This is a genomic window from Dyella humicola, from assembly GCF_026283945.1.
In the GTDB taxonomy this organism is placed as follows: domain Bacteria; phylum Pseudomonadota; class Gammaproteobacteria; order Xanthomonadales; family Rhodanobacteraceae; genus Dyella; species Dyella humicola.
On sequence record NZ_JAPDPC010000003.1, the window covers coordinates 132,361 to 158,105 of the forward strand.

The window sequence follows — 25,745 nt, forward strand, 5'->3', positions numbered from 1 at the left end:
CTGCGCTTCTCGCAAAGAGAAGGGCAGACGGGTGCTTGGGAGCCGATCAGTAACAAATCACCAGATACGGACCCGATCGGCGGGAGCGACATACAGCTTGTCGCCGGGCTGGATACCGAAGGCCTGATACCAGGCATCGAGATTGCGCACGGGCCCGTTGACGCGGAAGGCTCGCGGCGAATGCGGATCGCTGGTGACCTGGCGACGGATCGCATCGTCGGTCAGCTTGCCGCGCCATGCCTGCGCCCAGCCAAGGAACACGCGCTGATCGCCGGTCAGTCCATCGATTACGGGTGCGGGTTTGCCCTGCAGTGACGCGTGATAGGCATCCAGCGCCAACGTGAGGCCACCGAGATCGGCGATGTTCTCGCCCATGGTCAGATCACCGTTGATGTGCACGCCTGGCAGCGGTTCGAAGGCGGAGTACTGCGCGCCGAGTTGCTTGGCGCGCTGCTCGAACGCCTTGCCGTCGGCTTCGGTCCACCAGTCGCGCAAGGCGCCATCGGCGTCGATCTTGCGTCCCTCGTCGTCAAAGCCGTGCGTGAGCTCATGACCAATGACGCCGCCAATGGCACCGTAGTTGATCGCGGAATCGGCGTTCGGATCGAAAATCGGCGGCTGCAGGATGGCCGCGGGAAAGACGATGTCGCGCAGCGAGCCGTTGTACGCATCGTTGGTTTGCGGCGACATGGTCCAATCGCTGCGATCCACCGCACCATCGAGGCGATTCACGTAGAACGCCCAGTCCGCCTCCGCCGCGCGCAACACATTGCCGACCAGGTCATCGCTACGCACGTCCACCTTCGAGTAGTCGCGCGGGTGATCGGGGTAGCCGACCTTGATGGTGTACGTGTCCAGTTTGCGCAGCGCTTCCTGGCGGGTCTGCGGACCCATCCAGTCGAGCTTCTCGATGCGGACACGATATGCCGCCTTGAGATTGGCCACCAGCTCTTCGATCTTGGTCTTCGAAGATGCCGGGAAATACTTGTCCGTATACAGCTCGCCGACGCCCCAACTCAGGTTGCCGAAGCAGTCCAGGCGTTCACCCACGCCGCAGTCGCCGCCCGATACGGCCTGGACCCCCCGCTTCCAGCGCGCGGACATCTGCTGCTGGCCGGACAACGTCTTGTTGTGCATGTCGAAGTACGCGTCCTGGAACGGCTGGGACAGGTAGAACGCGGCGTTGTCGGCGATGCGCGCGGCCTGCCAGGCCTGGATCGTAGACACCGGCGTATGCGCATACAGTTCGGCGAGTTTCGGGATCGCCGTCTTTTCACCGACCACGATGCGCTTGAGGTCGCCCAGCTGGGCTGACTTCAGGTAAGCGGACCAGTCGAAGCCCGGCGCCAGCTTGTGCAGCTCGGCCACGCTCATGGGGTTGTACATGGCCACGGGATCGCGCTGTTCGACCTTGCTCCAGCTGGCTTGCGCCATGGCGGTTTCAAAAGCCACGACGTCTTTCGCCGCCGCCTCGGGCTGCGGCCAGCCGGCCAGTGTGAGCAACTGAGCGACATAAGCCTGGTAGGCCGTCTTCTGCTTGGCGAATTCCGGCTTGAGGTAATAGTCACGATCCGGCAAGCCAAGGCCCGCTTGGGTGACGTATACCGCATAGTGCTTGGTGTCCTTGAGGTCTACATCGAAGACGAGATTGAACAGGGCGCCTTCGAAATCTACGTTGGTGCGACCCATCAAGGCGGCCTGCGCGTCGCGCGTGCTGGCCTTGCGCACGGCATCGAGCTGCGGCGCGATGGCCTTGGCGCCGAGCGCATTGATGCGCGCCTCATCCATAAAGGATTGATAGAACGCACCCACCTTGCCGTCCAGTGAGGTGGGCGAAGGATGGCCATGCGCCGCCGCCTCCATGATGTCGTGCAGGCGCTGCTGGGTGAGGTCGGTCATCGCCAGTCGCAGGCTTACGGCCGCCTTGTCAGCGGGGATGGGCGTGTTATCCAGCCAGGTGCCATTGGCGTAGCGGAAAAAGTCGTTACCCGGCTTGGTCGCCAGGTTGGCGCCCGCCTGATCAAAGCCCCAGCTGCCGTACTGCGGCTTGGCACTCGTCGGGTCGGCGGCGTAGGCCGTTCCCACGATCAAGGCACTCAAGCAAGCGAACGCGAGAATCCTGCTACGCATAACCCCTCCGGTCGTGAATGACGTCGGCGGATACTCTCACTTCCAGGCGGGCAGACCAGTGCTGGAAGTTGCAGCCTTCAAATGGGTCGGGTCGGAATTGCCGGTTGCCACATGCGCCAACGGCCCGGAAGTGAGCCGGGCCGTTGACGGTCTTGAAACTGTCGATGGTCGAGGCGAGTAACGCTGCAGCGTTACCGCTTCGACCACCGGTCGGGCCACCGGCCCGCGTCAGGATTACTTTTCGCGCTGCTTGTGGATGCGCTTGCTGTCCTGGTTCAGCGACTTGTTGAGGTTCTTCTGCTCATTCTTGGTCAGGTGACCGCCGTGCTTGGCTTCGTCGGCGCTTTCGCGCTGGGCGATGTTGGCGTCTTGCTTCTCGTCACGAGCCGCCTGCTTGGCGTTGAGCTGGCCATCGGCCACGCCGGCCTGGATGCGGTTCTGCTGGTTGTCGAGGCGCTGGTTCACTTCGTTGACGCGGGGGTGGCCCGGCACGTCCTGCGCAGTGGACTGTGCCATGGCACCTGCGCTCGCGAGCGCAGCGGCCATCGTGAAACCGATCAGGCTGAAACGCGACGTCATCTTGGTCTGCATGGCTTTTTTCCTCAGTGTCAGGGTTAGCTGGAGCAGGGTGCACTCGCCCTTGGGGTAGAACTACCCCATGCCGTAGAGCGTGGTGCCCCTGTGGCCATCCGGATGTCGGATGGCACAGGCGGAAAAACGGCACTGGACATGCGCGGTTGACCCATTTCATCGGCGCGCACGGTTTTGTTCAGCGGAAAGTGGGGATTGTCGATGCGATCGTCAGGCATGCGAAAGCGAATGCCCGTCGAAGCCCGTTTCTATCGGCCCGCCGAGATTTTGGCCGTCTTTTTGCGGATTCGGTCGGCGCACTGAAATTTATGTGTTTGCGCTCGTCGGTCGGGTGAATTTCACAAAAATTGAAGATCTGCGCGGCGTGGCGAAAGGGATGCAAAGCGACCGTGGCCTCACGGCCGCCTGCAGTAATCTCTACCAGCATCACCGCCAGCTTCCGGAGGCATGTGGCATGCGCGCGCCAACAGGTTCAGTCGTTGGGTTGTGTTCGGCTTCCGCCACGCTGTGCGCCATGGGCATGGCGTTCCTCGCTTACTGGGGCGTGCACGAGCCGCTGCCATGGCGTTGGCATGATGTAGTCGTCATCGTGATCGCCTTCATCGGTTTCGCCGTGTTGCTATCGACACCGTGGATCGCCACCACGCCGGTCGAGGACGAGAGTCCGGAACGCATCAACGCCGCGCGCCGCACGTTCGCCATGGGTGCGGCGCTGGTCTGGGTGGCGGCCCTGGTCACGCTGCTGTAACGACGAGAGCGGGCGCGGGCTTCACACTTCGGCCTTGAAGGTTTTGCCGAGCCCCGTGCCCCGACCGACGTAGTGGCGAAAGAGATAGAACAAGGGTTGATAGCGCACGGGATCGATGTGCTGTGTACCTGGCACGACGATGTCTTCATGGGCGTGCACGCGTAGAACCTGCAACTCGGCAATCACATAACCACCAGGACCATGGCGCCAGTCGTCGACCGGCCGTTCTACCATCAGCGCCACCCGTGCCTCGAGTTGCAGCGGACATTCGGCGATCCGTGGCGCCGACACCTCGTGCGAAGCGACCGCGTGCAATCCTGCCAGTGCAAACTTGTCGGCCACGTGACGGTAACCGTTGACTTGCTTCCAGTCAGGCACGGGATCGCTTCCCGTGGTCGGCGCCATGCGCTCGGTGGCTTCCTGCAAGTCTTCGCTGGCGAGGTTGAGCACGCATTCGCGTTCGCGCTGGAGATTGGCTACGCCTTGTCCGCCGGCGGCAAGTCCGATCACCACGCGATCGGCCAGCGCCCACGCGGATGACATCGGGGTGATGTTGGTCGAGCCGTCCGCATTGCGTGTGCTGATGAGCACGACTGGCGTACCGAAATACAGAATGGAGGGATGAATGACGATGCTATCGGGGGCGCGGTATTGGTCCATGGCGGTAGTGTGCGGGCCGTGACATGGACGATGTTTCGTGCGTGAGCGAACTATCGGTCGCCGCAGCAGGGCTAGACTGCACGCATGAACGATACCGTGTCCCCTAGTCGCTACCAGTTGGCCGAAATCGGCGCCCTGCTGGCCGAGCCGGCGCGTGCGGCGATGCTGCTAGCGCTGATCGACGGCACGGCACGCCCTGCCGGGGAGCTGGCGCGCGCAGCGGGAGTGGGCGCTGCCACGACGAGCGCGCATCTCAAGCGTCTGTTGGAAGGCGGCCTGCTGGCGGTACATGTGCAGGGTCGCCACAGGTATTACCGGCTGGCCAGTGACGAGGTATCCGCCATGCTTGAAGCGCTGGCCATACCGCGCCTGCGACCGACGCTACCGGTTCCGGCCGGCGTCGACGGCCCGCTGCGTCTGGCGCGCACCTGTTATCGCCATCTCGCCGGGCGTCTGGGGGTGAGTCTGTGCGATGCAATGCTGGCCCGTGGCTATCTGCATACCGTGAGTGATGGCTTGCATCTGTTGCCCGATGGCGCGGACGCGTTGATCGCCGCGGGGCTGGATACGATTGCCGTGCAGGATCTGCTCAAGCTGCGTGGACGCGGCTGCCTCGACTGGAGTGAGCGTCGCCTGCACATCGGCGGTCCACTGGGCGTATCGCTTACCGACACCCTGCTCAACGCCGGTTGGCTGAGACGTCGCGCGGAAAGCCGAGCGCTGCAACCCAGCAGCGATGGACTACGCCGTTTCGCCGCGTTGGGCGTGAGGCTCGATAACGACGACTAGCCGTGTTTATTGGCCCTGGGTAAACAGCGTACGAAGTGCCATGTCGCTTCCCGCGCCCGGCAACCCCAGCAATCCGTCGAGCAGGGCGATCTGTCGCTGGCAAGTGAGCGCGTAGATATCGCCACCTGGCTGCATGGACACCGATTGCCCAACGTTTCTGCGCACCTGCGCGAGCTCGCGTGCACCGAGCGACCAGTCGATCGTCATGCTGCGCGCGCGATCGTTGTCGGTCAGTAGGTCGACATAACTCTCGCTATTGGCGCGATAGATCGCATCATTCTCTTTCCCGGCATCAACTGGCAAGCCGGAGAGATAGCGGCCGCAGGCGTTGGCGGAAAGGCGCTTGCTCATATGCAGAAGCATGTCGCGCCAGCCCATGGTAAAGCCGCGCACATGATCCGACGTAACGGTGTGCATGGCGGCATTGCGCGCTGCATGCAGCGTATGCCACAGCGCCGTGTTGTAGTCGGTCAGCCGTTGCTGGCGGCCTGGCTCCTGCTGGATGTGCAGGTTGCGCTGAACCCATGCATCGTAGATCTGCGGCATCTGCGTGCGGATCAGGGTCAGCGCATCGCCCATGCGCTTCGTGTTGGCGTTGCGGTAGTACGCATAGAGAAACTGCTCCGTGCGCCACTGGCCCGCTGATACGACGCGGTCATCGAGGCGAAGCCCGGTAATGATGTGATTGGCGAACAGCGAATCCGCATTGGGCGCGTAGATATCATTGCCTTGCTTGGCGAACGCCAGGCCGATGAAGTCCTCGGAAGCGCCTCGTTTGGCGAGTAGTGACTTGAACGCCTCCTGCTTGCTCTCGGTGTAGTCGGCCGAAAAGCGCGTGTCGATCATGGAATGCATCTGATGGAAGCCGAGCGTAGCGTTGACTGACACCAGGCGTTCGGTGCCGCCAATGAAGGCCAAGGTGCAGGCGCTCGCGCAGAAGTGATCGACCTCGACCGAGATATCCGGATGCGCAACCAGGAAATCATGCAATTGCATGCCGTTGTCGACATCGCCACCCAGGCTGTCCAGTACCAGGCGGTGGATGTCCCGATGCGCAGTGAACGCCTCGGCGATGCCCTTGGCGTAGTCGACGCCGATCGTGCCCTGGGCCAGGATGGCATCGCCGGAAGGATCAAGCCCGATCTTGTAGTGACTCAGCCGGCGCTGTTCCGCTGCGCCCTGTGCAAGACCCTGCAGGTTATGCCATTGCGTCGGTAGCCGGCCCAGCGCCGCAAGGATGGCCAGCACCATCAGGATGTTCACGACGACGGCCCAGCGACTGCCACTGAGCGCCGCCGAACGCAGGATGCCAACCACCTGCCACACGGACATGATCAGTCGCGCCGCGCCATAGATGGCCGCAATAACCAACACGCTGGTGAGCGACGGGTGGCTGTTCTTCATCCAGGCCAGCAGGGCCGACTCGAGGATGACCATCGCCACGCCAAGCAGAACACCGTTCAGCCAATACGACTCCGCCAACGACAGCTCGCCCCTCCAGTGCGCCGCGATATAGCCGGAGCGAGGCGCGGGTGCCCGTGGTGGCATAGGAGGTGGCGAAGCATCGGGAAGCGTGCCGTCCCAGGTGGGAGGCGTGCGGTTCGATGGATGGCGTATTTCCGGGTAGGTCATCAGCCACGCTCCAGGAATCGCCACGCGACGCCGGGCGTTTTCACCGGCTACGGTGGCCGGTGTGCGCGACCGACAACGATGGAGCTTCCCCTTGGATATCGTCCGTTGATACGCGTCCGCCGGGACGCGGCCACCGTTCCCCCTTGGCGCGGCGACGGGGATGATCTTAGGGCCTGTTCAACGGGTCCGGAAGATGCCGCCAACCCAGCGGTTCTCAACCGCCGAAGGGCTGCTTCCGCTGGTATGACGAGCAACGGCTTACTCACATCAGCGTCAGGGCGAACCCTGACGCTGGGAAAGAGCAAACGTCACGGGGCCCCGGTTTTCGCAGCGGCGCTGGCGGCGGGCGAGCGCTCAAAGCTCCCCGCGTCGCCCGGAAACACCACCGGGCTCTGATAGCCATCCGCCGACACTGCCGACACCCCGAAGAACCAGTCATCGATCACCACATCCTTGATGACGGCGGAATCGACATCTCCCACTGAGCGGCTGTACTGCCACTGCGGCGCGGTGGTATCGCGCCAATGCACCACATAACCAGTGGCGCCCGGCACCTTCTTCCAGTGCACGGTCGTGTCGGTGGCGAGTGCGCCTTCAATGCTCACGCCGGTCGGCGGAGCCGGTGCCCGGCTGAGTGCGGCCATCGTCACGGTGTTGAGTGCGGTCACGCGCGCCAGATAGCGGAAGTCCACGCCGTCGATGGTGTCGCCGTAGTGGATATTCCGATCCTGATCCGTATGTCCGGTGCGCAGATCCTGGTGCTGGCGCGTGTAGTCCTCGTGACCCTCGGTCACGCGGACCGCTGGATAGCCGGCTTCGAGGAAGGGTACCTGGTCGCCACCGCGGCTATAGCGGTCGGTGCGATAGACCATATGGACACGCAGGTCGGGCAGGTAATTCGAGGCGATCTGTTCCATATAGCGGGCGATATTGCGCGAGGGCGAATCGACCTCGCCGCCGTGATAGGCGCGGTACTTGGCCTGCTCGGGCGTCTCGTTGCTCTTGGTGCCTTCGGAGAACACGCGCACGGTGGTGTTGTCGAGCACGCCGTTCTGGCCGTGGCTGTTGCCGACGATGTCGTTGTTGAGGTCCGCCTGCACCTGCCAGCCCTGGGCCGTGGCGTAGTCGGCCAATACCTTGCCGCCGTACAGGCCTTGCTCTTCACCGGAGAGCGCGGCGAAGACCAGGGTGGCGTCGTTGTCCTGCTTCGACAGCAGGCGCGCCGCTTCCATCAGGGCCGCCACGCCGGAGGCATCGTCATTGGCGCCGGGCGCGTCGCTGGTGCTGTTCATCACATCGGTGACGCGCGAGTCGAGGTGACCGGTCATTACGATGACGCGCTTGGGGTCGCCCTTGCCACGCTTGATCGCCACTACGTCCATCACTTCCGTGGGCTGCGGAGCACGCTTGCCGGTAAACATCTGCGATGGCGTCACGACCTCGATGCAGCCGCCGCATTCGCGCGAAATTTCCTCGAAGCGCGACTTCACCCAGCGACGTGCGGCACCGATGCCGCGTTTGTCTGACTTGGTGTCCGACAGCGTGTGCCGGGTGCCGAAGCCCACCAGCTTCTCGATGGTGGCGTGCAGCTCCGCCTCGCTTGGCGCCGTGGCCAGGGCCTGCAGCGACGGCTGCTCGCGCGGCACAACGGGCAGGTCGGTCGCCTGGGAGGCGAAGGTGGCAGTGATCAGCGCAGCAAGGCAGAGGGTTCGGCGGGACACAGGCATCATCCGGGCGGCAGTGGAACGGGCACCTTACTACGCTGCCTGGCGGGCTGAATGGGCCGATGGTTGGGGACGCGGGACGTTGGCTCCTCCCCCTGAGACCGCACGGCGTCCCCTTTTTGGGACAAGCAGGGGAGGGAGACATTTGCCGTGCGATGGATTCACTGCAACGACCGCACCCTGAAATTACGCCCTTTGATCTTGCCCGCGCGCAGCCGCTCCAGCGCCTTGTTTGCAAGATCGCGACGGATGGCCACATACGCGCGCGTAGCGAACACGTCGATCTTGCCGATGTCATTGGCATCGAGCCCGGCATCGCCAGTGAGTGCGCCGAGAATATCTCCGGGGCGCAGCTTGTCCTGTCGTCCCGCGTCGATCACCACGGTCTTCATGGGCGCAAGGTTGAGCTGCTTACCCTTCGGTGCAGCGAGCTTGAGTGGCGACCAGGGCAGCGGCCGCCCAAGCTGTTCCTCGATATTGATCGCCTTCGGGCGCTCGCGAGGTGTGACCAGGGTGATGGCATGTCCAGCTTCACCGGCACGACCGGTGCGGCCGATGCGATGGGTGTGCGTATCCGGATCGTGCGCAATGTCGTAGCTCACCACCAGCGGCAGGGCAGCGATATCCAGGCCACGAGCGGCGACATCGGTAGCAACCAGGATGGAGCAGCTGCGATTGGCGAACTGCACCAGCACTTCATCGCGGTCGCGCTGTTCCATGTCGCCGTGCAAGGCGAGTGCGGAGAAGCCGCGTCGGTCCAGTTCCATCGCTACGGCGTCGACATCCTTGCGCATATTGCAGAACACGAGCGCGTGTTGCGCATGTTCCTTGCCGAGCAGTTGCGCGAGTGCATCCATTTTGTGCGCTGGCTCCACTTCGTGGAAGCGCTGCTCGATGGTGGTCTCTTCGTGCGGCGTTTCCACCGTCACTTCCACCGGGTCGCGCTGCAAACGCTTGCTGACCTGGCGGATCTCCTCTGCGTAGGTGGCCGAGAACAGCAAGGTCTGGTGATGCTTGGCGATGCGTCCGACGATGTCGTCGATGGCTTCGGAGAAGCCCATGTCCAGCATGCGGTCGGCTTCGTCCAGCACCAGCACCTTGATACCGCCGCCATGCAGGCTGGCGCGCTTGAGATGCTCCTGCACGCGGCCAGGCGTGCCGACCACGATATGCGGATCATGCGTGAGCGACGCCAGCTGCGGTCCCAGGGGCATGCCGCCACATAGCGTCAGCAACTTCACATTCGGGATATTCGCGGCGAGCTTGCGAATGGCCTTACTGACCTGATCAGCCAGCTCGCGCGTCGGGCAAAGCACCAGCACCTGCAGCCGGATGGTGTCCACGTCGAGGCTTTGCAGCAGGCTCAGGCCGAAGGCAGCGGTCTTGCCGCTACCCGTGCGCGCCTGCGCGATCACGTCGCGCCCTTCCAGCATCGGCGGCAGGCTTTGCGCCTGCACGGGCGTCATCTCGGTGAATCCGAGGGTTTCCACGCTGGCGAGCAGGGCGGGCTTGAGCGGGAGCGTTCGGAAATCAGTCATGCGGCATTGTCGCACGCCGTTTGTGAGTGGAAGGGCGAGGGCAAGGCCCTCGCCCCAAATCGTCAGCTTTGCATGTCTTCCAGCTCGATGCCCTTGGTCTCACGCACGGAGACCACGACGAATACCAGCGATACCAGTGCAAACAGCGCATACAGGCCATAAGCGAAGCTCAGCCCGATTTCGGCCAGCTTGGGGAAGCTGCTGGTGATGGCGAAGTTCGCCAGCCACTGCGCCGAAGCCGCCACCGCGAGCGCGATGGCGCGAATGCGGTTGGGGAACATCTCACCCAGCAGCACCCACACCATCGGTCCCCAGCTCAGGCCGAAGAACACGACATAGGCATTGGCGGCAATGAGGGCGACGATATTCCACGGCGCGGGGAGGCTGAGGCTGGCGCCGCTGCCGCTGGCTTGCGAGAAGCACCAGGCCATCAGGCCCAGCGTGACGGCCATGCCGGCGGAACCGATCACCAGCAGCGGCTTACGGCCGATGCGGTCGACCAGGGCGATCGCCACCAGGGTCACCAGCACGTTGACCACCGATGTAACCACGGTGATGGAGAACGAATCAGCCTCGCTGAAGCCCACCGAGTGCCACAGCGTCGACGAGTAATAGAAGATGACGTTGATGCCTACGAACTGCTGGAAAACCGACAGCAGAATGCCGATCCACACCACCGGCAGCAGGCCGAAGCTCGAGCCGCGCAGATCGCGCAGCCGGGGGCGATATTCGGAGTGCAGGCTCTGCTCGATGTCCTGCACCTTGGCGTCCAGCGCACGCTCGTTGGTCATGTTGAGCACCTGGCGCAGCACGTCGCGTGCCTCGGCCAGGCGACCCTTGGCGACCAGGTGGCGTGGCGATTCGGGCACGCCCAGCACCAGCGAGCCGTAGATCAACGCGGGTACCACGGCGACCAGGAACATCCAGCGCCACGCCGCGAGGCCAAGCCACAACGGCTGTGACGCGCCACCCGCCGTGCCGGCCAACCATGCATCGCTGAGCAAGGCGGCGAAGATGCCCAGCACGATGGCCAGCTGTTGCAGCGAGCCGAGTCGGCCACGCACCTGGGCGGGAGAGATCTCCGCGATATAAGTGGGTGCGATGACCGAGGCGATGCCCACGCCGATGCCACCGACCAGGCGCCACAAGACGAGGCTGGCTACGCCGCCGACGAGGCCCGAACCCAGCGCGCTCATGGCCAGGAAGAGGGCCGCCACCTGCATGCTGCGAACGCGACCGAAGCGATCAGCCAGTGGGCCGGCATACCAGGCCCCGACGGCGGAGCCGAGCAGCGCACACGACACGGCGAAGCCGATTTGACCGGCACCCAGGCCAAAGTTGCCGCGCACGGCATCGACGGCGCCGTTGATCACCGCCGTATCGAAACCGAAAAGGAAACCACCCAGTGCGGCCGCTGCCGCAATCAGGACCACGCGCACGGTGGCGTGCTGGCCCAGGTCATCCACTGCATTGCTCGTCGTGCTGCTCATCGCCTCTCCCCATGTGAGTCCGGCGATTCTGCGCTGGACGCCTTGGCATAACGGAGTGAATACGTATGCACTAACGAGCCAACGATATCGAGTTTTCTCACCTACGGGAGCGAATGATGCAAGCGCGCAAATCCTTTCTGTCTCGTCATCCCGCCGAACGCTGGGATCTCGTGCCTTAAAGCTTGCCTGGCTTGTGCAGCGCAGCACGCGTAAGTCGCCTGGGCGTTGCGCACGCTAGTCGCTGGACCCCAGCCTGCGCCGGCGCGACGGGTGTGACCGTGGGTGTCGTGACCCAATGACTCTCCATCAGGAAGGAGAGCAAGCAGTTCACCACTGCGTGCGACCAGGCAGCAGCCCCTTCAATTCCGCCTCGGTGAGATTGCGCCACTGGCCAACCTTCAAATGGCCGAGCTTCACGTTGATGACGCGCACGCGCCGCAGCTGGGTCACGCGATAGCCGAACTCGGCCGCCATCAAGCGGATCTGCCGGTTCAGGCCCTGGGTCAGGATGATGCCGAAGCCGAACTTGGCGATCCTGCGTACTTTGCAGGACTTGGTCATCTGGCCGTGGATGCGCACGCCGCGCGCCATGCCCCTTAGGAATTCATCGGTGACCTGCTTGTTCACGGCCACCAGGTATTCCTTCTCGTGGTTGTTCTCCGAGCGCAGGATCTCGTTGACGATGTCGCCGTTGCTGGTCAGCAGGATCAGGCCTTCCGAATCCTTGTCCAGACGGCCGATCGGGAAGACGCGTTCCTGATGATCGACGAAATCGACGATGTTGTCCTTCACGGTCTGGTCGGTGGTGCAGGTGATGCCGACCGGCTTGTTCAGGGCGATATAGACGCCACGCTTGGCCGCCACGCTGGGCGCGAGGATGCGTGCGCGTACGATCTCGCCATCCACCCGCACTTCGTCGCCTTCGAGCGCCTTGGCACCGGTGCTGACCGCCTCGCCATTGATGGTGACGCGCCCGGCCAGCAGCAACTCGTCCGCCTCACGGCGGGAGCAGAGTCCGGCTTCGCTGATGTATTTGTTGACGCGCATCGGTTCGATTTTCTTCTTTTGTAGGAGCGCGCCCAGTGCGCGAAAAGCCAACGCAGCGGTGACACCGCGCCTTTCGCGCACTGGGTGCGCTCCTACAGATTTTTTCTTCGGTTAGGAGCGTAGCCCCACGCCACGCTTCAGCAACTGCAGCGCCACGATGGACAGGCCGATGACGAAGGCCAGCATCACCGCGAACGCCACGCCGATCTGCACGTCGCTCACACCAAGCACGCCGAAGCGGAACGCGTTGACCATATACAGGATCGGGTTGACCATCGAGATGCTGCGCCACGGTTCGCCCAGCATGCTCACCGAATAGAACACGCCGCCGAGATACGTAAGCGGGGTGAGCACGAAGGTCGGTACCAGCGCGATGTCATCGAATTTCTTCGCATACACGGCATTGACGAAGCCGGCGAGCGAAAAGATCGTCGCGCCAAGGATCACCGAGGCCACCGTGATCAGTGGATGGACCACGTGCAAGTGCGTGAAGAACAGCGCGATCACCAGCACCAGGGCGCCGACGATCACGCCGCGCGTCACGGCACCGGTGACATAACCCAGCAGGATCACCCAGTTCGGCATGGGCGACACCAGCATTTCCTCCACCGCACGGCTGAACTTGGCGCCGAAGAACGAGCTGGAGATATTGCCGTAGCTGTTGGTGATGATGCTCATCATCACCAGGCCGGGCACGATGTACTGCATGTACGTGAAGCCGCCTTCAATGGTGCCAATGCGGCTGCCGATCAGCTTGCCGAAGATCACGAAGTACAGCGTCATCGTGATGGCGGGCGGAATCAGCGTCTGCGTCCAGATGCGCATGATGCGCACGATTTCGCGCCGGACGATGGTGTTGAGCGCAACCAGGTTGCCGGCACTGTTCATGCGACTTTCTCCTCGTTGCCCTTGGTGGTTCGGCCCTGCTCTGTTCGGCCCTGTTCGACCAGGCGTACGAACAGTTCTTCCAGGCGGTTGGTCTTGTTGCGCATCGAGGTCACCGTCACGCCCTGGGCGGACAGCACCGCGAACAGCGAGTTGAGATCGTGCGAGCGGGACATCTCCGCTTCCACCGTGTGCTCGTCGATGCGGCGCAAGGTGATGCCCGGAATCGTTGGCAGCTCGGTCAACGCCTGTTGGATGTCGAGCACGAAGGTTTCCACGTCCAGCGTGGCCAGCAGGCGCTTCATCGAAGTATTCTCCACGATGCTGCCGTGGTCGATGATGGCGATGTTGCGGCACAGCTGTTCGGCTTCCTCCAGGTAGTGCGTGGTGAGGATGACCGTGGTGCCGGCGGCGTTGATGCCGCTGACAAACTGCCACATCGAGCGGCGGATCTCGATATCCACGCCCGCCGTGGGTTCGTCGAGAATCAGCAGCTTGGGCTCGTTCATCATGGCGCGGGCGATCATCAGGCGACGCTTCATGCCCCCGGAAAGCATGCGCGCCTGGTGCTGCGCCTTATCCCACAGGCGCAGTTCCTTCAGGTACTTCTCGGCGCGCTCCATCGCGATCTTGCGCGGGATGCCGTAGAAACCGGCCTCGTTCACGCAGATGTCGAACGGCTTCTCGAACTGGTTGAAATTGATTTCCTGGGGTACCAGGCCGATCAGCTGCATGGCTTTGCCGCGCTGCTTGTTCACCGACACGCCAAACACCTGGGCATCGCCGCCGCTGGCGTTCACTAGTGAAGACAGGATGCCGATCAGGGTGGACTTGCCGGCGCCGTTGGGGCCCAGCAGGGCGAAGAAATCGCCGGGCTGGACGGTCAGACTGATGCCTTTGAGGGCTTCAACGCCATTGCTGTAGGTCTTGCGCAGGTTGTCGACAACCAGCGCGGGAGGAGAAGTAGGGGACATGGGCTGCACCGGAGGGGCTAGCCACTTATTATACGTGGCTTGCCCAAGCCGTCCCGAATGGCCTGGCGATCACATCGTTTCCCCCGGAAAACCCATGGCCGACCACTTCAAACTCCGTCTCGTCGACAGCACCATGCTGGCGCCTTCCGTGCGTCACATGGCGTTTGAGCGCGTCGACGGTCAGCCACTGGCCTTTGTGCCGGGGCAGTTCCTGCAGATCCACTTCCATTACGCCGACGGCACGGCCACCAAGCGCAGCTACTCGGTAGGCACCGTGGGTGATGGTTCCTCGCCGGTGCAGCGCATCGAAATCGCCGTGAGCTATGTCGAGGGTGGCGCCGCCACCCAGCTGCTGTGCGAGCTGCCGCACGGTGGCGTGATCGACGCCAGCGGACCGTATGGTCGCTTCTGCCTGCAGGCGGGCGATACCAACGGCCGCTACCTGCTGCTGGCCACCGGCACCGGCGTTACGCCTTATCGCGCCATGCTGCCGCAGATTCAGGCGCTGCTGCAGAAGGGCGGGCGCGAGGTGGTCTTGCTCTACGGCGCCCGCAATGAAACCGAGCTGTTGTATGGCGAGGAGTTCGAGGCGTTCGCTCAGGCCAATCCCGGCTTCACCTTCCATGGCTGCCTGAGCCGCCAGCCGCGTGCCGTGCCGCGCCCCAGCGATCGCCAGGGGCATGTGCAAAACGTGCTGGCCGAGCTGGCGCCGAGCGCCGAGCGCGACATCGCCTACCTGTGCGGCAACCCGAACATGGTCGACGCCGCGTTCGCGGCGTTGAAGGACTTTGGGCTGGCCGTGGCCCAAATTCGCCGCGAGAAGTACATCTCCTCGCGCTGAGCCGGCCCGCGCCCGTTTCCTTAACGCTCTCAGAACCCCGGCCTCAAGTTGCGCCGGGACGTGCCGCTAAATGGAAGGTCCCTGGCAAGCTCTTCGGCCCTCCAGTGACCTTCATCGTCCAAATTGACCAAAAAATGTGACCAGGTTCACATTGTGGAGACGTGCGCGGGTTTTGCATTAAAGACCCCATCGGCCCTGCCGATAGATCCCCAACGTACCTAGCCGACGTGCGGGTGCAGGAAGGGGCCCGTCATGAAAGGTTGGATTCGCCGTACCTGGTTGGTTTGCGTGGTCGCCATGGCGCTAGGCGCGCCGGCGGCGTATGCGAGCGGCGGCACGATTACTTTCGTCGGTGCCATTCTTGCGCCGACTTGTCTGGCCGATGCCGGGGATGTTTCAAGCATGGCGCCGGGTGGTTCGGGTCGGCGCAGTTGCGATGGATCGGGCTCGGGCACCAGCGATTCGGCGTCTTATGTGGTGAAAGTCAGCACGGTGGCTGCCTCGGGTATTGCCGATGATCGCGTGCTTCGTTATTTCTCGAGCTACGCCAGGGCCGCGGGTGAGGACGATGCGGCCGTGAAGCTGGTCACGCAGACTTTCGAATGACGATGGTCTGAGGCTTACTGGTAACTCATCACGAAGGTGACTGTTGCGGTTACCCCTCCCGCCGTGACGGGCGAGCCCGTCTGGTAGTACTGGGCGTAATAGGGCACTGAAAGTGTGCCGTTGCTGGTGGATGTCGCGATCGTCTGGCTGGTGGCTCCGGTGACGTCTACCGCAGCGCTACTGCCGTTAAGAATCTGCACGCCAACATTGCCTGCATTGCCGGCGCCGCTGGTCGGCAGCACGACGCCCTTGGTGGCGGCCGGATTACTCGCCGTCATGGTAATGAGTACGTCCTTGCTCGAGGACTTGCAGGTCAGGTTGATATTGAACGCGGTCTTGCCACCGGTGGCGCCGGTGCCGTTGAGGACAGCGGCATTGATGTTGGGCAGGGTTACCGTGAGGTTCTGCGAGGCGGTGCTTACGCTGCACGAGCCGGTACGGACCGAGCTGGCGCCAAGGTACAGATTTACCGCTGTCATCTGCGTACTGCTGGAGTTCGCCGAACCGCCCGAGATGTACCACCAAAACGGGATCAGCGTGATTCCTGTCAACTGGCCTGACCCAACCGTGATCGGGCCTGTCACCATCAGGTGGCCCACAAACGTGGCGCTTACCGTGCCGCTATAGCTTCCCAGGGCGGCGTTGGATGGCGCAGTGACGGATCCGACCGGATAACCCGCGAACTTGTTCGGACCGTCGTTAACATTGCCGCTCTGGCTGGTAGCCTGCACGGGGCTGGCCGTCACATTCAAGGCGAGGCCCGTGATGTTGGTTTTGAACGTGATGCCCGGGCCGGTGGTGACGTTCGTGGCGTCCAGTGGCGCGAGAGTCTGGCCCGCCTGGATTGTCGCTATGTGGTCGGCTGCCGAGTTGCTGATAGGCAGGCCGGAGCAGGTAAAGACAATGGTCACGGGAGCGGAGGTGGCGATCTCCGATCCCACCGTCGGCGTGGTCGATGGCAGGATCACATCTGGCATGGTGATGGTTGCAGGCCCTGCAGTGCAGTTGGCAGCGGCGGCCGCCAGCGGCGCCCAGCCAAGCGCGCCGCCCATTACCAACAACAGGCTCAGGAGTGGCGCAAAACAGCGCGTGCGGGAAGACCGAAACATCATGAACCACTCCTCGTGATCTGGGCGAGTGCCTGGGGGCGCTCGCAGGTCACCTTGACCTCTTCGTATGTTGTGGCCGGCTGTCCCTTGCTCTTCGCCGGGAGGGCGTAGGAGAACGAGCAGGACTGTGCCTGTCCGCTGTCATCCTGCCAATGAGCGACCAGCAAGCCGCTCTGGTCGACACCGCGCAGCAGGATCTTGCCCGCCTGGCCAGCGACGCCCAGGACGATGCCTTTTCCGTTGGATACTTCAGCGCCAAACGGCAAGGGCTGGCTGTTTTGCAACTGCACGCGCGCTATGAGCGCGCGGCCATTCTCGGTCTTGAATTTGAGCATGACCACCGCACCGGCGTGGGGGGCTACTTGAGCGCTGGTGGCGTCGAGCTGCACGTCCAGCGGCAACCCCTTGGGGTCAATGGTGACGGTGTTGAGGTTGTAGGGCGTCAGATATGGCACGAGCGCATAGCCGAAGCGATCGATGCGAGCGCCAGCGGCATTGCCGAGCCGTGCACCGCCCGCACCTGGGACATAAATGATGCCGACGGTATCGCCCATCGGCTGACCGAAGGTGACGCCACCAGGATGCGCCACCACGGCGCCACTGGCGCTCAGCGATGCCTGTGAATAGCCGCTCCCGCTACCGTAGCTCGCGGCGATCACGGCATAAGGGCTCCGGTAAGCGCCATTCACCGAACCGGCGTTGCCCGTGTTGCTGATATCGCTGTGGGACGCGGTCACGCCGTAATTGAATTGGTTGTCGGCGCCCGCGGAACCGCTGACCACAGCCTGTTCCTGTGTGCCCGCACTCTCGTGCGTGGCGTTGAACGAGAGCGTGGGAGAGTGAACGCTATTGCCAAGCGGCAGGCTGAAGCTGGCAAAGTACTCATTGTCATAGCGTCCCAGCGGGTCTCGCGTGCGTGTGGCCGAGACATTAAAGCTAAGGCGATGAAACGAGTTGCTGTAGCCCACCTGGAACTGGGTGTCGGTGCCTGAACGATTCCAGTAGTCATTCGCCGTGGTATTGACGTAGATCGATCCGCCCTGCTCACCAAGACGTTGGCTCAGCGTAAGAGTGAAGCGATTGCGCTGGCGCTGCAGGCCAGTGGCCTCGACGATGGGATTGTAAGTGCTGCCAGAAAGCGCAGCCTGCTGCGCCGGGCTGAGCAAGTTTTGCGTCGGCACCCCGTCGATGGTTGGCACGATCGCCGGCACCACCTGGGTGAAGGCGTCCATGCCGCGGCGCGCGTAATCGCGAGCCAGCGCGGCATCGGTCAGGCTCAGGAAGCCACCGGTCGAATAGCGATAGGCGGCGACCGATAGCGAAGTGTTGGTGTCCGGAAGGATCTTGCTGTAGGTCACCCGCAGGCTCTGGCCTGAGTGTGTCGAGTAGCCCGGAATGCTGGCATGCGACTGGGTGAGATCCAGTGCGAGTGCACCGTAGCGTGTATTGATGGCACTACCGACAAGGGCGGCGGCATAACCTTCCGCGGCCTGGAGCCCGGCATAGCCCGTCAGTAAGTTGCTGAATCCGTGCTGCAGCGTGCCCTGCGCAACCGTTGGCTTGTGTTCTAGCGAGGCATAGCGGAGCTCGCCAACGGCCACATCGAAGCGCGTAATGCCCGGGCGCAGCAGCTGTGCCACCGATGCATACGGTACGGAGAACGTGCGCGTGCGACCATCGGCCTCGGTGACGGTGACATCCAGGTTGCCGCCGTAGCCGGTCGGGTAGAGATCGTTGATCGTAAAGGGGCCCGGCGCCACCGTGGTCTGATAGATGATCACGCCGTTCTGGCGCACAGTGACCTTGGCATTGGTATTTGCAACGCCCCGTACCATGGGTGCGTAGCCGCGCAGCGAATCGGGCAGCATGCGATCGTCGGTGCTCAGCTGGACACCTCGCACGCCATAGCTGTCAAACACCTGGCCATCGGTATAGGAATCACCCAAGGTCAACATGGCGCGCAGCGATGGCAGGTCGCGCTGCACATAGGTGTTGATGTTTTGCCACTGGCGACGCGACGGTGAGCCCGCGTTGGCAGACTGCCAGACGGCGGTGGAGTCCTGGCGCAGATGCCACAGGCCAATATTCAGGCCGAAATTCAGGCCAAGGAAGGCACTTGTCTGGTCGAAACCGTGGCTGCTGGTACGGTAGCTGTTGAAGTTGTAGTTCAGCAGCGCGGCCGGAACGCCGGCGTCCCAGTACTCCGGACTGACATAGCCACGTGCCGCCTGGCCGAGGTACGCCTGCGGGACGCTCGTATCCAGTCGCAGAGTGGTCATGTCGAAACTCATGCTGGCATCGGGAATCACACTGCCAATGCCGACGCAGGCATGCGGATCCAGCATCTGCGCCACCAGGTCGGGCGACAGGTTTGCCGGATGCAGATTCAGCTGATCGAGCAGCTTGCGGTCCACACAGGGCGTTGCGCCCGACTGCGGCGTGGGCGCGGCAAAGCGTACGCTGGCGCGACCCGTCGGCGAATTATTGAGATACAAGTCCGCACTGTAGTCGCCAGGCAATACTGGGTTGCCACGCTCGAAGCGCGACAGGTCAACCGTGTTCTGACCAGCGCCCGACAGCAGGTTGCGGTCGAAGCTTGCTTCTGCGCCACTGGCGCTGGCGTCAGGGCTGGCAACCGCTGCCGCCGCATGCGCAACATCAACCCAGCCACTCAGCGCCGCGGCAATGCCGACGCAAAGCAGCAAAGGACGGCACCCCAAATGCTTGCGCACGGGCGTCGTCGGGCCGATGGCGCAGACGTCGTTCACTGCGCGACGGCTCCTTTGAAGCTCATGGTGGCGCCGAAGTCATTGATGATGTCGTAGGCAATGACAGTGCCGGCGGCCGGCGCCTGACTCAGTTCTTTCACTGCCAGGCGGACGGAGCCTTGCGGGTCGACCATGCCGGGTTCGGCGGCATACGACTTGTCGCCGACAGTCAGCGACACTTTCGAGAAAGTGATGTAGTAAGGCGTCGGGTTGCGCACTTCCACGGCATAGCCGTGACCTTCGGCGACGGCTTTCCAGGTCACTTGCTCGGGTGCTTTCAGCGGATCGCCCGGCAGATTGGCCGGACGATAGAAAAACTTCAGTCGCGAACGGATCGCGAACTGAAGCGTGTTCTTGCCCTCGGCATTGCTGGGCTTGGGCGGAATTTCCAGCACGTTCAGCCAGAACAGCGACTCGCGGTCGCTCGGAAGCTGAGAGGGCGTCCCGATAATCCGCAGGCTCTGGTCCTTGTTTGCCTCCATGCGGAAGAGCGGCGGAGTGATCAGGAAGGGCACATCGACCTTGTCGGGAGTCGACTGGAGATTGCCGTCATCAATCCATGCTTCGATCAATGCAGGATGGCTGCCCTGATTGGTCAGACGCACAGTGACCTCGCCGTCCTTGGCGGGGAACACAATCCGGGTCCCACCGACAACGACGCTCGCGTGTGCGCTGGCGGCACACAGGCATAGGGCAAGCAGACCCGCGCGAGCGGCGCAGATAAGGCTTTTCATCAGGGTGTCCTGTACTTAAGGCGTTGGTGAAATGCGCCTGGAGCTGCGGCGACGGGAGCGTCCCGTCGCCGCACGGGCGTCGCTTTACAGGTAGATCATCGTGAACTGAACGGTGGGGTTCACCGCGCCAGCTGTAGCGGCGCCCTTGGAGATGTACTGGGCGAAGTAGCTAAGCGTGGCACCCTTGGTGGTGCCGCTGGTCGTGAGGGTCACCACGGGCGACTGCTGCGCGGTGGCATTGGCGCCGTTCAGCGGCATGACGGTCGAGCTGCTGTTCAGCAGCTGCACTTGCACGTTGGTGGCGCCGCCGGCTGGGTTGTTCAGGTTACCGGTTGCTGCATCGATATTGCCGCCGGAGAAGTACGTCTGCACCGTCGACAGGCTGGAGTCGCAATTGGCGACAACCAGGTTGAAACCGGTCTTGCCGGCAGTGGCGCCAGCCGTAGCCAACACGGGGGCGAGCACCAGCGGCAGAGTAACGGTGACGTTGTCCTGGGTGCCGTAGGCGTTGCCATCGACCGTGCAGGTCTGGGCCACAACCTTGCCATTGATCGTGATGGTGCCGTCAACTGCCGAAGCCGACTGCGGAGCCAGCGCGGTGACGCCGAATACGGCAACCATTGCAGCAGAGAGAAGGAGCTTGTTCATGCGGATTCCTTTAAGCGTGTAGTTGGTTAGATCAAGTTTTCGCGCTTCCGGACAAACAGGCGGGCGCCCCCGATTGCGCTGTACGGCCCCTGGTTTCGTGCCCCTTTGGCTCGCCCCCAGATCGCTCACCGTCACAAAAGCAATGGCCGTGCCAACCTGCAGGAAGTCGCCCTCACGGCTTCACAACGGGTTTTTTACGCGGCTGGTTGCTTTGGGCGGTCGGACGATTCTTATGTCGATCCGGGTCACATCAGGCCCGAGGTCAACGGAATGTGCAAATTGTGTCACATTTTTCGACATTTCTTGTTGCCTGTGGCCTTAAGTTCAGGTGCCCGCTGCCGATAAAATTGCCAGAAATGTAAAGTTTGCTTGACATGCCTCCCTGATGTGTCTCAATCTAATGTCAAGGGTGCTTGACATGATCTTGGGGAGGTTGGATGCCACGTCTCAACTACCGGCGATACCAGCAACGGATGCTGGCCGCGATGGCGTTCTATACGGGCTTCATGTTGCTGGTCTGGCCATCCGTGCGGACAGTCACCGGCCTGCCACTGAAAATCTCGTTGGCGTTGGCGCCGTTGGTGCCGATGTTCTATGTGCTGATGCTGCTGGCCCAGCGCATCCGTGACAGCGACGAACTGGAGCAGCGCACGCATCTGATCGCCCTGGGCGTCTCCACCGGTGTCACGGCGGCGCTCAGCCTGCTAGGGGGGTTCCTGTGCATCGCGCACCTGGTGCCCCTGGATGGCTCGGTGCTGATCTGGGTGTTTCCGCTGATGATGATCTGCTACGGCGCCTCGCGCTGGTATGTGGGGCGCGCTTATGGTCTCGACACCGGTTGCGATGGTGGCGAGCGGGTGGCGAGCGCGCTGCGCCTGATGTTGTTGGGCGCCATCGTGGCGGTAGCCGCCGCTTATGGCTGGCGGCATGGCTGGGACGATTTCAGGGTGGGCTTGCTCACGGGCGTGGGTAGCGGCCTTCTGCTGGGCGGCATGGTGAAGGGTGTGTTGCGCAAGCGCGCGGCGGAACGCTCATGAATCATGCGGTGCATCACGGGTCAGCTCCCGCCTTATGAACAACCGTGTTCGTGAGCTTCGTACGGAGCGCGGTTGGTCACAAGCTGACCTTGCCGAGCGATTGGACGTATCACGGCAGACAGTCAATGCGATCGAGACGGGCAAGTACGACCCCAGCCTGCCATTGGCTTTCAAGATCGCGCGGCTGTTCAATTTCTCTATCGAATCCATCTTCGAGCCTGAGCCTTGAGCGACAACCAGGGTACGGGCGAGTGCGAGCCATGCGGAACGAGGGCTAAGTAAGTTATGGCAATCAATGGACGAACGGCTTTACGGCTCGCGGCGGTGGCCGTCGGCCTTGCGGCGCTGGGATGGAATCAACTGCACAAGCGCACCGTCACGGAGCCGGTTGATGCCGCGCCAGTCACCGCTGCGGCCAAGCGGGCCGCGCCGGTCAAGCCGCAGGCCTGGCAGCTCGGCTCGCTTACCCTGACGCCTTGCGAACTGGGCCAACCCAATAGCGGGCTCTCCACGGCCGCCTGGTGCGCACCTTTCGAAGTGCCCGAGAATCGCGACGATCCGCATAGCCGCAGGATCAAGCTCAGGCTGGCCATCATCCGCAGCAGTGCCCAGGTGGCCAGCAAGGACATGCTGGTGATGCTGGCGGGTGGCCCCGGCCAGGCGGCGACTGAGTCGTGGCCCGGTGTGGCCACGGCGCTGCAGCCGTTGACCGCCCATCGTCACGTGCTCCTGCTCGACCAGCGCGGCACCGGTGGCTCCAACCCCCTTACCTGCAAGGCCGAGGGCGATAACGGCGACGATCAGGATGACCTCGAATTCCATCCGGACCGGCTGCGCGCGGAAACCGCCCAGTGCCTCAAGCAACTCGAAGGCAAGGCCGATCCGCGCTTCTACACCACCACGATCGCCGTGCAAGACCTGGAAGAAGTGCGCCGGGCGCTCGGTGCGCCCAGCTTCGACCTGGTCGGTGTCTCCTACGGCACGCGCATGGCGCAGCAATACGCCATGCGCCATCCCGATGCCGTTCGCAGCCTGGTGCTCGACGGCGTGGTGCCCAACGAGCTGATCCTCGGCCAGGACTTTGCGCCGAATCTGGATGACGCGTTGAAGGCGCAGTTTGCGCACTGCACCGCGGACGCGGCCTGCCACAAACGTTTTGGTGATCCGTACCAGACGCTATATCAGCTGCGTGATGCGCTGCGTGCCAACCCGCACAAGGTGAGCTTCCGTGACCCGCAGACTTACCAGAGCGTACAGCGCGTGCTGAGTGAGTATTCGCTGGCCAGCGTGGTGCGCATGTTTGCCTACTCACCGCTCACGGCAGCCCTGCTGCCCTTGTCGATCGACGCCGCTGCGCATGGTGATGTCGGACCGTTGTTGGGCCAGGCGAAGTTGTTGAGCGGTGACCTGTCGGACACCATGAACGGCGGCATGCAGTCGTCGGTCATCTGCAGCGAGGATGCCGATCTGTTGACGATGCGACCGCAGGATGCGCACACCATACTCGGTACGCGCATGGTCGAAACGCTGCAGGCGGTGTGCTCGGTCTGGCCCAGGGGCGCGCGCCCCGACGATTTCCACCAGCCGCTGAAGATCGACAAACCCGTGCTGCTGTTTTCGGGCGAATACGACCCGGTCACGCCGCCGCGCTATGGCGATGCGGTGGCCAGCAACCTGCCGCAATCGCGTCATCTCGTACTCAAAGGGCAGGGTCACAACGTGATCAATGCCGGCTGCGCACCGCAAATCGTCAAGCACTTCATCGAGGGCCTGCAGCCGCAGGCGCTCGATGTGAAATGCCTCGATCGACTGCGCGCCACGCCGATGTTCATCGATTTCAACGGAGCTGCGCCATGATCGAAGTAAGGGATCTGCACAAGGCATTCGGCGCGGTGAAAGCGGTGGATGGCGTCAGCTTCACCGCGCGCGACGGCGAGATCACTGGACTGCTCGGACCCAACGGCGCCGGCAAGACCACCACGCTGCGCATGCTCTACACCTTGATGAAGCCCGATCGCGGCCAGGTGATCGTCGATGGCATCGATGCCGCTACCGACGCGCTCGCCGTGCGCCGCGAACTGGGCGTCCTGCCCGATGCGCGCGGCCTGTACAAGCGCCTCAGCGCGCGCGAAAACATCGACTACTTCGCCAGGCTGCATGGCCTGCCGGATGCGCTGTTGGCGAGTCGGCGCGACGCCCTGATCCGCGCGCTGGAGATGGAAGACATCGCTGACCGCCGCACCGAGGGATTCTCGCAGGGTCAGCGCGTGAAGACCGCCATTGCGCGCGCCTTGATCCACGACCCGCGCAACGTGATTCTCGACGAGCCTACCAACGGCCTCGACGTCATGGCCACTCGAGCGCTGCGCAAATTCATGCAGCGGCTCAAGGCCGAGGGGCGTTGCGTGCTGTTTTCCAGCCATATCATGCAGGAGGTGGCGGCGTTGTGCGATCGCATCGTGGTGATTGCGCATGGCCGCGTGGTGGCCGACGAATCGCCGGCCGCGCTGCGCGAACAAACTGGTGAGGCCAATCTGGAGGATGCCTTCGTGAAGATTATCGGCAGCGATGAGGGACTCGCCGCATGAATGCCGTAACCACGAAGATCGAGCGAAGCCGCGCCTTTGTCACCGTGTTTCTGAAAGAGGTGAAGGAAAACCTGCGCGATCGCCGCACCATCATCAGTGCCTTCCTGACCGGTCCCCTGCTCGGCCCGATCATGCTGGTGATGCTGCTCAACATCACGCTCAACCGTGAGTTCAACAAGGCCGAACAGCCGTTGCCGGTGCCGGTGATCGGCGCCGATTACGCGCCTAACCTGATCGCCGCGCTGAAGGCCGGAGGCATCGTGCCCACGGCTGCCATCAGCAATCCCGAAGTGGCCGTGCGCAAACAGGATGCAGATCTGGTTCTGCGCATTTCGCCCGACTTCGCCACGTCCTGGCGCAGGGGCGAGCCGGTGCAGGTGGATGTGATCTACGACTCCTCGCAGCGTGATGCGAACACCGCCGTCGAGCGGGTCAGCCAGTTGGTGGAGAGTTATGCGCGCCAGCAGGGCGCGATGCGCCTCGTCGCGCGTGGCCTGGCGCCCAGCACCGCGTGGCCGGTAGCGGCGGCCAGGCGTGACCAGGCCACGGCACAGGCGCGCGCGGCCTTGATGTTCTCGATCCTGCCGTATTTCTTCGTGCTCACCGTGTTCATGGGCGGCATGTACCTGGCCATCGATCTGACGGCGGGTGAACGCGAGCGGCAGTCGCTGGAGCCCTTGTTCGCCAACCCGGTATCGCGTTGGAAGATCCTCGCCGGCAAGTTGGCCGCGATCTGCGTATTCTCGATCGCGAGCCTGCTGATCAGCCTGGTTGCATTTGGCGTGGTAGGGCGCTTCATTCCCACCGAGAAGCTCGGCATGGAGCTGGACCTGGGCCTGCACTTCAGTGGACACGTGCTGGTGCTGATGCTGCCGCTGATCGTACTGTTGGCCGCACTGCAATCGATGGTGGCGGCATTCGCCAAGAGCTATCGCGAGGCACAGACGTATCTGTCCCTGCTGATGTTCGTGCCGGTGCTGCCGAGCATCCTGTTGTCAACCATGCCGATCAAGGCGCAGGGCTGGATGTATGCCGTACCGCTGCTCGGCCAGCATCTTGGCATCATGCAGTTGCTGCGCGGCGAAGGCATCGACATGCAGCAACTGGGTCTTTGCCTGGCCGGCAGCCTGGCGGCCGCCGTGGTGGGTGTGTTGGTGACGGCGCATCTCTATCAGTCCGAGCGGCTGGCGATTTCGGGGTGACACA

23 protein-coding genes are annotated in these 25,745 nt (G+C 63.1%); 9 read left to right on the top strand and 14 right to left on the bottom strand.

Annotated elements, in window-relative coordinates:
* Positions 1-57 precede the first annotated feature (57 nt).
* Entirely contained in the window at positions 58-2,130 is a 2,073-nt protein-coding gene (locus OUZ30_RS17220) for a M13 family metallopeptidase (RefSeq protein ID WP_266183671.1), read from the bottom strand.
* A 234-nt stretch (positions 2,131-2,364) separates the two neighbouring features.
* The gene (locus OUZ30_RS17225; RefSeq protein WP_266183672.1) at positions 2,365-2,721 is read right to left on the bottom strand and encodes a hypothetical protein; all 357 of its coding nucleotides are present in this window, start codon (positions 2,719-2,721) and stop codon (positions 2,365-2,367) included.
* A gap of 454 nt (positions 2,722-3,175) precedes the next feature.
* Here OUZ30_RS17225 and OUZ30_RS17230 point away from each other — a divergent pair, with 454 nt between their 5' ends.
* On the top strand, positions 3,176-3,469 hold the full coding sequence (locus tag OUZ30_RS17230; protein WP_266183673.1) for a hypothetical protein: 294 nt from the start codon (positions 3,176-3,178) through the stop codon (positions 3,467-3,469).
* Positions 3,470-3,490: 21 nt separating this feature from the next.
* Here the strand turns inward: OUZ30_RS17230 and OUZ30_RS17235 are convergent, their stop codons facing one another.
* Positions 3,491-4,129: a flavin reductase family protein gene (locus OUZ30_RS17235; RefSeq protein ID WP_266183674.1), complete on the bottom strand. Its 639-nt coding sequence runs from the start codon at positions 4,127-4,129 to the stop codon at positions 3,491-3,493.
* Between the two features lie 84 nt (positions 4,130-4,213).
* On the opposite strand from OUZ30_RS17235, the gene OUZ30_RS17240 reads away from it, so the two are divergent.
* On the top strand, positions 4,214-4,918 hold the full coding sequence (locus OUZ30_RS17240; RefSeq protein WP_266183675.1) for an ArsR/SmtB family transcription factor: 705 nt from the start codon (positions 4,214-4,216) through the stop codon (positions 4,916-4,918).
* Positions 4,919-4,924: 6 nt separating this feature from the next.
* Here the strand turns inward: OUZ30_RS17240 and OUZ30_RS17245 are convergent, their stop codons facing one another.
* The 7 genes from OUZ30_RS17245 to OUZ30_RS17275 all read right to left on the bottom strand — a co-directional run bounded on the left by OUZ30_RS17245 (position 4,925) and on the right by OUZ30_RS17275 (position 14,208).
* A complete protein-coding gene (locus tag OUZ30_RS17245; RefSeq protein ID WP_266183676.1) occupies positions 4,925-6,550 on the bottom strand; it encodes a hypothetical protein in 1,626 nt (541 codons plus the stop codon).
* A 308-nt stretch (positions 6,551-6,858) separates the two neighbouring features.
* Positions 6,859-8,271: a M28 family metallopeptidase gene (locus OUZ30_RS17250; RefSeq protein ID WP_425601532.1), complete on the bottom strand. Its 1,413-nt coding sequence runs from the start codon at positions 8,269-8,271 to the stop codon at positions 6,859-6,861.
* Positions 8,272-8,435: 164 nt separating this feature from the next.
* Complete coding sequence (dbpA, locus tag OUZ30_RS17255) at positions 8,436-9,812, bottom strand: ATP-dependent RNA helicase DbpA (RefSeq protein WP_266183678.1); 1,377 nt, start codon at positions 9,810-9,812, stop codon at positions 8,436-8,438.
* A 62-nt stretch (positions 9,813-9,874) separates the two neighbouring features.
* Positions 9,875-11,302: a sugar porter family MFS transporter gene (locus OUZ30_RS17260; RefSeq protein WP_266183679.1), complete on the bottom strand. Its 1,428-nt coding sequence runs from the start codon at positions 11,300-11,302 to the stop codon at positions 9,875-9,877.
* A 327-nt stretch (positions 11,303-11,629) separates the two neighbouring features.
* Positions 11,630-12,349 carry a pseudouridine synthase gene (locus tag OUZ30_RS17265; protein WP_266183900.1) on the bottom strand — a complete coding sequence of 240 codons (720 nt, stop codon included), beginning with the start codon at positions 12,347-12,349 and terminating at the stop codon, positions 11,630-11,632.
* Between the two features lie 111 nt (positions 12,350-12,460).
* Positions 12,461-13,237 (bottom strand): ABC transporter permease, encoded by a 777-nt coding sequence (locus OUZ30_RS17270; RefSeq protein ID WP_266183680.1) that lies wholly within the window; start codon positions 13,235-13,237, stop codon positions 12,461-12,463.
* Positions 13,234-14,208: an ABC transporter ATP-binding protein gene (locus tag OUZ30_RS17275; protein WP_266183681.1), complete on the bottom strand. Its 975-nt coding sequence runs from the start codon at positions 14,206-14,208 to the stop codon at positions 13,234-13,236. The genes OUZ30_RS17270 and OUZ30_RS17275 overlap by 4 nt, the downstream gene beginning before the upstream one ends.
* Positions 14,209-14,302: 94 nt before the next feature.
* On the opposite strand from OUZ30_RS17275, the gene OUZ30_RS17280 reads away from it, so the two are divergent.
* Complete coding sequence (locus OUZ30_RS17280) at positions 14,303-15,049, top strand: FAD-binding oxidoreductase (RefSeq protein WP_266183682.1); 747 nt, start codon at positions 14,303-14,305, stop codon at positions 15,047-15,049.
* Between the two features lie 252 nt (positions 15,050-15,301).
* Positions 15,302-15,655, top strand: a complete 354-nt coding sequence (locus OUZ30_RS17285) for a hypothetical protein (RefSeq protein WP_266183683.1) — start codon at positions 15,302-15,304, stop codon at positions 15,653-15,655.
* Between the two features lie 14 nt (positions 15,656-15,669).
* Here OUZ30_RS17285 and OUZ30_RS17290 read toward each other — a convergent pair whose 3' ends face one another.
* From OUZ30_RS17290 to OUZ30_RS17305, 4 genes are all read right to left on the bottom strand, one after another.
* The gene (locus tag OUZ30_RS17290; RefSeq protein ID WP_266183684.1) at positions 15,670-16,767 is read right to left on the bottom strand and encodes a fimbrial protein; all 1,098 of its coding nucleotides are present in this window, start codon (positions 16,765-16,767) and stop codon (positions 15,670-15,672) included.
* Entirely contained in the window at positions 16,764-19,532 is a 2,769-nt protein-coding gene (locus OUZ30_RS17295; protein WP_266183685.1) for a fimbria/pilus outer membrane usher protein, read from the bottom strand. The genes OUZ30_RS17290 and OUZ30_RS17295 overlap by 4 nt, the downstream gene beginning before the upstream one ends.
* Positions 19,529-20,266, bottom strand: a complete 738-nt coding sequence (locus OUZ30_RS17300; protein WP_266183686.1) for a fimbrial biogenesis chaperone — start codon at positions 20,264-20,266, stop codon at positions 19,529-19,531. The genes OUZ30_RS17295 and OUZ30_RS17300 overlap by 4 nt, the downstream gene beginning before the upstream one ends.
* Positions 20,267-20,350: 84 nt before the next feature.
* Positions 20,351-20,914, bottom strand: a complete 564-nt coding sequence (locus OUZ30_RS17305; RefSeq protein WP_266183687.1) for a fimbrial protein — start codon at positions 20,912-20,914, stop codon at positions 20,351-20,353.
* A gap of 437 nt (positions 20,915-21,351) precedes the next feature.
* Between OUZ30_RS17305 and OUZ30_RS17310 the strand changes: the two genes are divergently transcribed.
* The 5 genes from OUZ30_RS17310 to OUZ30_RS17330 are packed head-to-tail and all read left to right on the top strand — an operon-like array spanning position 21,352 to position 25,741.
* A complete protein-coding gene (locus OUZ30_RS17310; protein WP_266183688.1) occupies positions 21,352-21,951 on the top strand; it encodes a hypothetical protein in 600 nt (199 codons plus the stop codon).
* Between the two features lie 34 nt (positions 21,952-21,985).
* On the top strand, positions 21,986-22,180 hold the full coding sequence (locus OUZ30_RS17315; protein WP_266183689.1) for a helix-turn-helix transcriptional regulator: 195 nt from the start codon (positions 21,986-21,988) through the stop codon (positions 22,178-22,180).
* 56 nt (positions 22,181-22,236) lie between these two features.
* Positions 22,237-23,808, top strand: coding sequence for an alpha/beta hydrolase (locus tag OUZ30_RS17320; RefSeq protein ID WP_266183690.1), 1,572 nt, complete (start codon positions 22,237-22,239; stop codon positions 23,806-23,808).
* Positions 23,805-24,539 carry an ABC transporter ATP-binding protein gene (locus tag OUZ30_RS17325; RefSeq protein WP_266183691.1) on the top strand — a complete coding sequence of 245 codons (735 nt, stop codon included), beginning with the start codon at positions 23,805-23,807 and terminating at the stop codon, positions 24,537-24,539. The genes OUZ30_RS17320 and OUZ30_RS17325 overlap by 4 nt, the downstream gene beginning before the upstream one ends.
* Positions 24,536-25,741, top strand: coding sequence for an ABC transporter permease (locus tag OUZ30_RS17330; protein ID WP_266183692.1), 1,206 nt, complete (start codon positions 24,536-24,538; stop codon positions 25,739-25,741). Before OUZ30_RS17325 ends, OUZ30_RS17330 begins: the two co-directional genes overlap by 4 nt.
* The last annotated feature ends 4 nt before the right edge of the window (positions 25,742-25,745 follow it).

Excerpts from the sequence above, each read along its gene's own strand:
- OUZ30_RS17320 (WP_266183690.1), top strand. The coding sequence starts at position 22,237 with ATGGCAATCAATGGACGAACGGCTTTACGGCTCGCGGCGGTGGCCGTC.
- OUZ30_RS17285 (WP_266183683.1), top strand. The coding sequence starts at position 15,302 with ATGAAAGGTTGGATTCGCCGTACCTGGTTGGTTTGCGTGGTCGCCATG.
- OUZ30_RS17245 (WP_266183676.1), bottom strand. The coding sequence starts at position 6,550 with ATGACCTACCCGGAAATACGCCATCCATCGAACCGCACGCCTCCCACC.
- OUZ30_RS17265 (WP_266183900.1), bottom strand. The coding sequence starts at position 12,349 with ATGCGCGTCAACAAATACATCAGCGAAGCCGGACTCTGCTCCCGCCGT.
- dbpA (WP_266183678.1), bottom strand. The coding sequence starts at position 9,812 with ATGACTGATTTCCGAACGCTCCCGCTCAAGCCCGCCCTGCTCGCCAGC.
- OUZ30_RS17305 (WP_266183687.1), bottom strand. The coding sequence starts at position 20,914 with ATGAACAAGCTCCTTCTCTCTGCTGCAATGGTTGCCGTATTCGGCGTC.
- OUZ30_RS17310 (WP_266183688.1), top strand. The coding sequence starts at position 21,352 with ATGCCACGTCTCAACTACCGGCGATACCAGCAACGGATGCTGGCCGCG.
- OUZ30_RS17300 (WP_266183686.1), bottom strand. The coding sequence starts at position 20,266 with ATGAAAAGCCTTATCTGCGCCGCTCGCGCGGGTCTGCTTGCCCTATGC.
- OUZ30_RS17270 (WP_266183680.1), bottom strand. The coding sequence starts at position 13,237 with ATGAACAGTGCCGGCAACCTGGTTGCGCTCAACACCATCGTCCGGCGC.
- OUZ30_RS17325 (WP_266183691.1), top strand. The coding sequence starts at position 23,805 with ATGATCGAAGTAAGGGATCTGCACAAGGCATTCGGCGCGGTGAAAGCG.
- OUZ30_RS17330 (WP_266183692.1), top strand. The coding sequence starts at position 24,536 with ATGAATGCCGTAACCACGAAGATCGAGCGAAGCCGCGCCTTTGTCACC.
- OUZ30_RS17275 (WP_266183681.1), bottom strand. The coding sequence starts at position 14,208 with ATGTCCCCTACTTCTCCTCCCGCGCTGGTTGTCGACAACCTGCGCAAG.
- OUZ30_RS17235 (WP_266183674.1), bottom strand. The coding sequence starts at position 4,129 with ATGGACCAATACCGCGCCCCCGATAGCATCGTCATTCATCCCTCCATT.
- OUZ30_RS17225 (WP_266183672.1), bottom strand. The coding sequence starts at position 2,721 with ATGCAGACCAAGATGACGTCGCGTTTCAGCCTGATCGGTTTCACGATG.
- OUZ30_RS17230 (WP_266183673.1), top strand. The coding sequence starts at position 3,176 with ATGCGCGCGCCAACAGGTTCAGTCGTTGGGTTGTGTTCGGCTTCCGCC.
- OUZ30_RS17240 (WP_266183675.1), top strand. The coding sequence starts at position 4,214 with ATGAACGATACCGTGTCCCCTAGTCGCTACCAGTTGGCCGAAATCGGC.
- OUZ30_RS17315 (WP_266183689.1), top strand. The coding sequence starts at position 21,986 with ATGAACAACCGTGTTCGTGAGCTTCGTACGGAGCGCGGTTGGTCACAA.
- OUZ30_RS17280 (WP_266183682.1), top strand. The coding sequence starts at position 14,303 with ATGGCCGACCACTTCAAACTCCGTCTCGTCGACAGCACCATGCTGGCG.
- OUZ30_RS17220 (WP_266183671.1), bottom strand. The coding sequence starts at position 2,130 with ATGCGTAGCAGGATTCTCGCGTTCGCTTGCTTGAGTGCCTTGATCGTG.
- OUZ30_RS17260 (WP_266183679.1), bottom strand. The coding sequence starts at position 11,302 with ATGAGCAGCACGACGAGCAATGCAGTGGATGACCTGGGCCAGCACGCC.
- OUZ30_RS17290 (WP_266183684.1), bottom strand. The coding sequence starts at position 16,767 with ATGATGTTTCGGTCTTCCCGCACGCGCTGTTTTGCGCCACTCCTGAGC.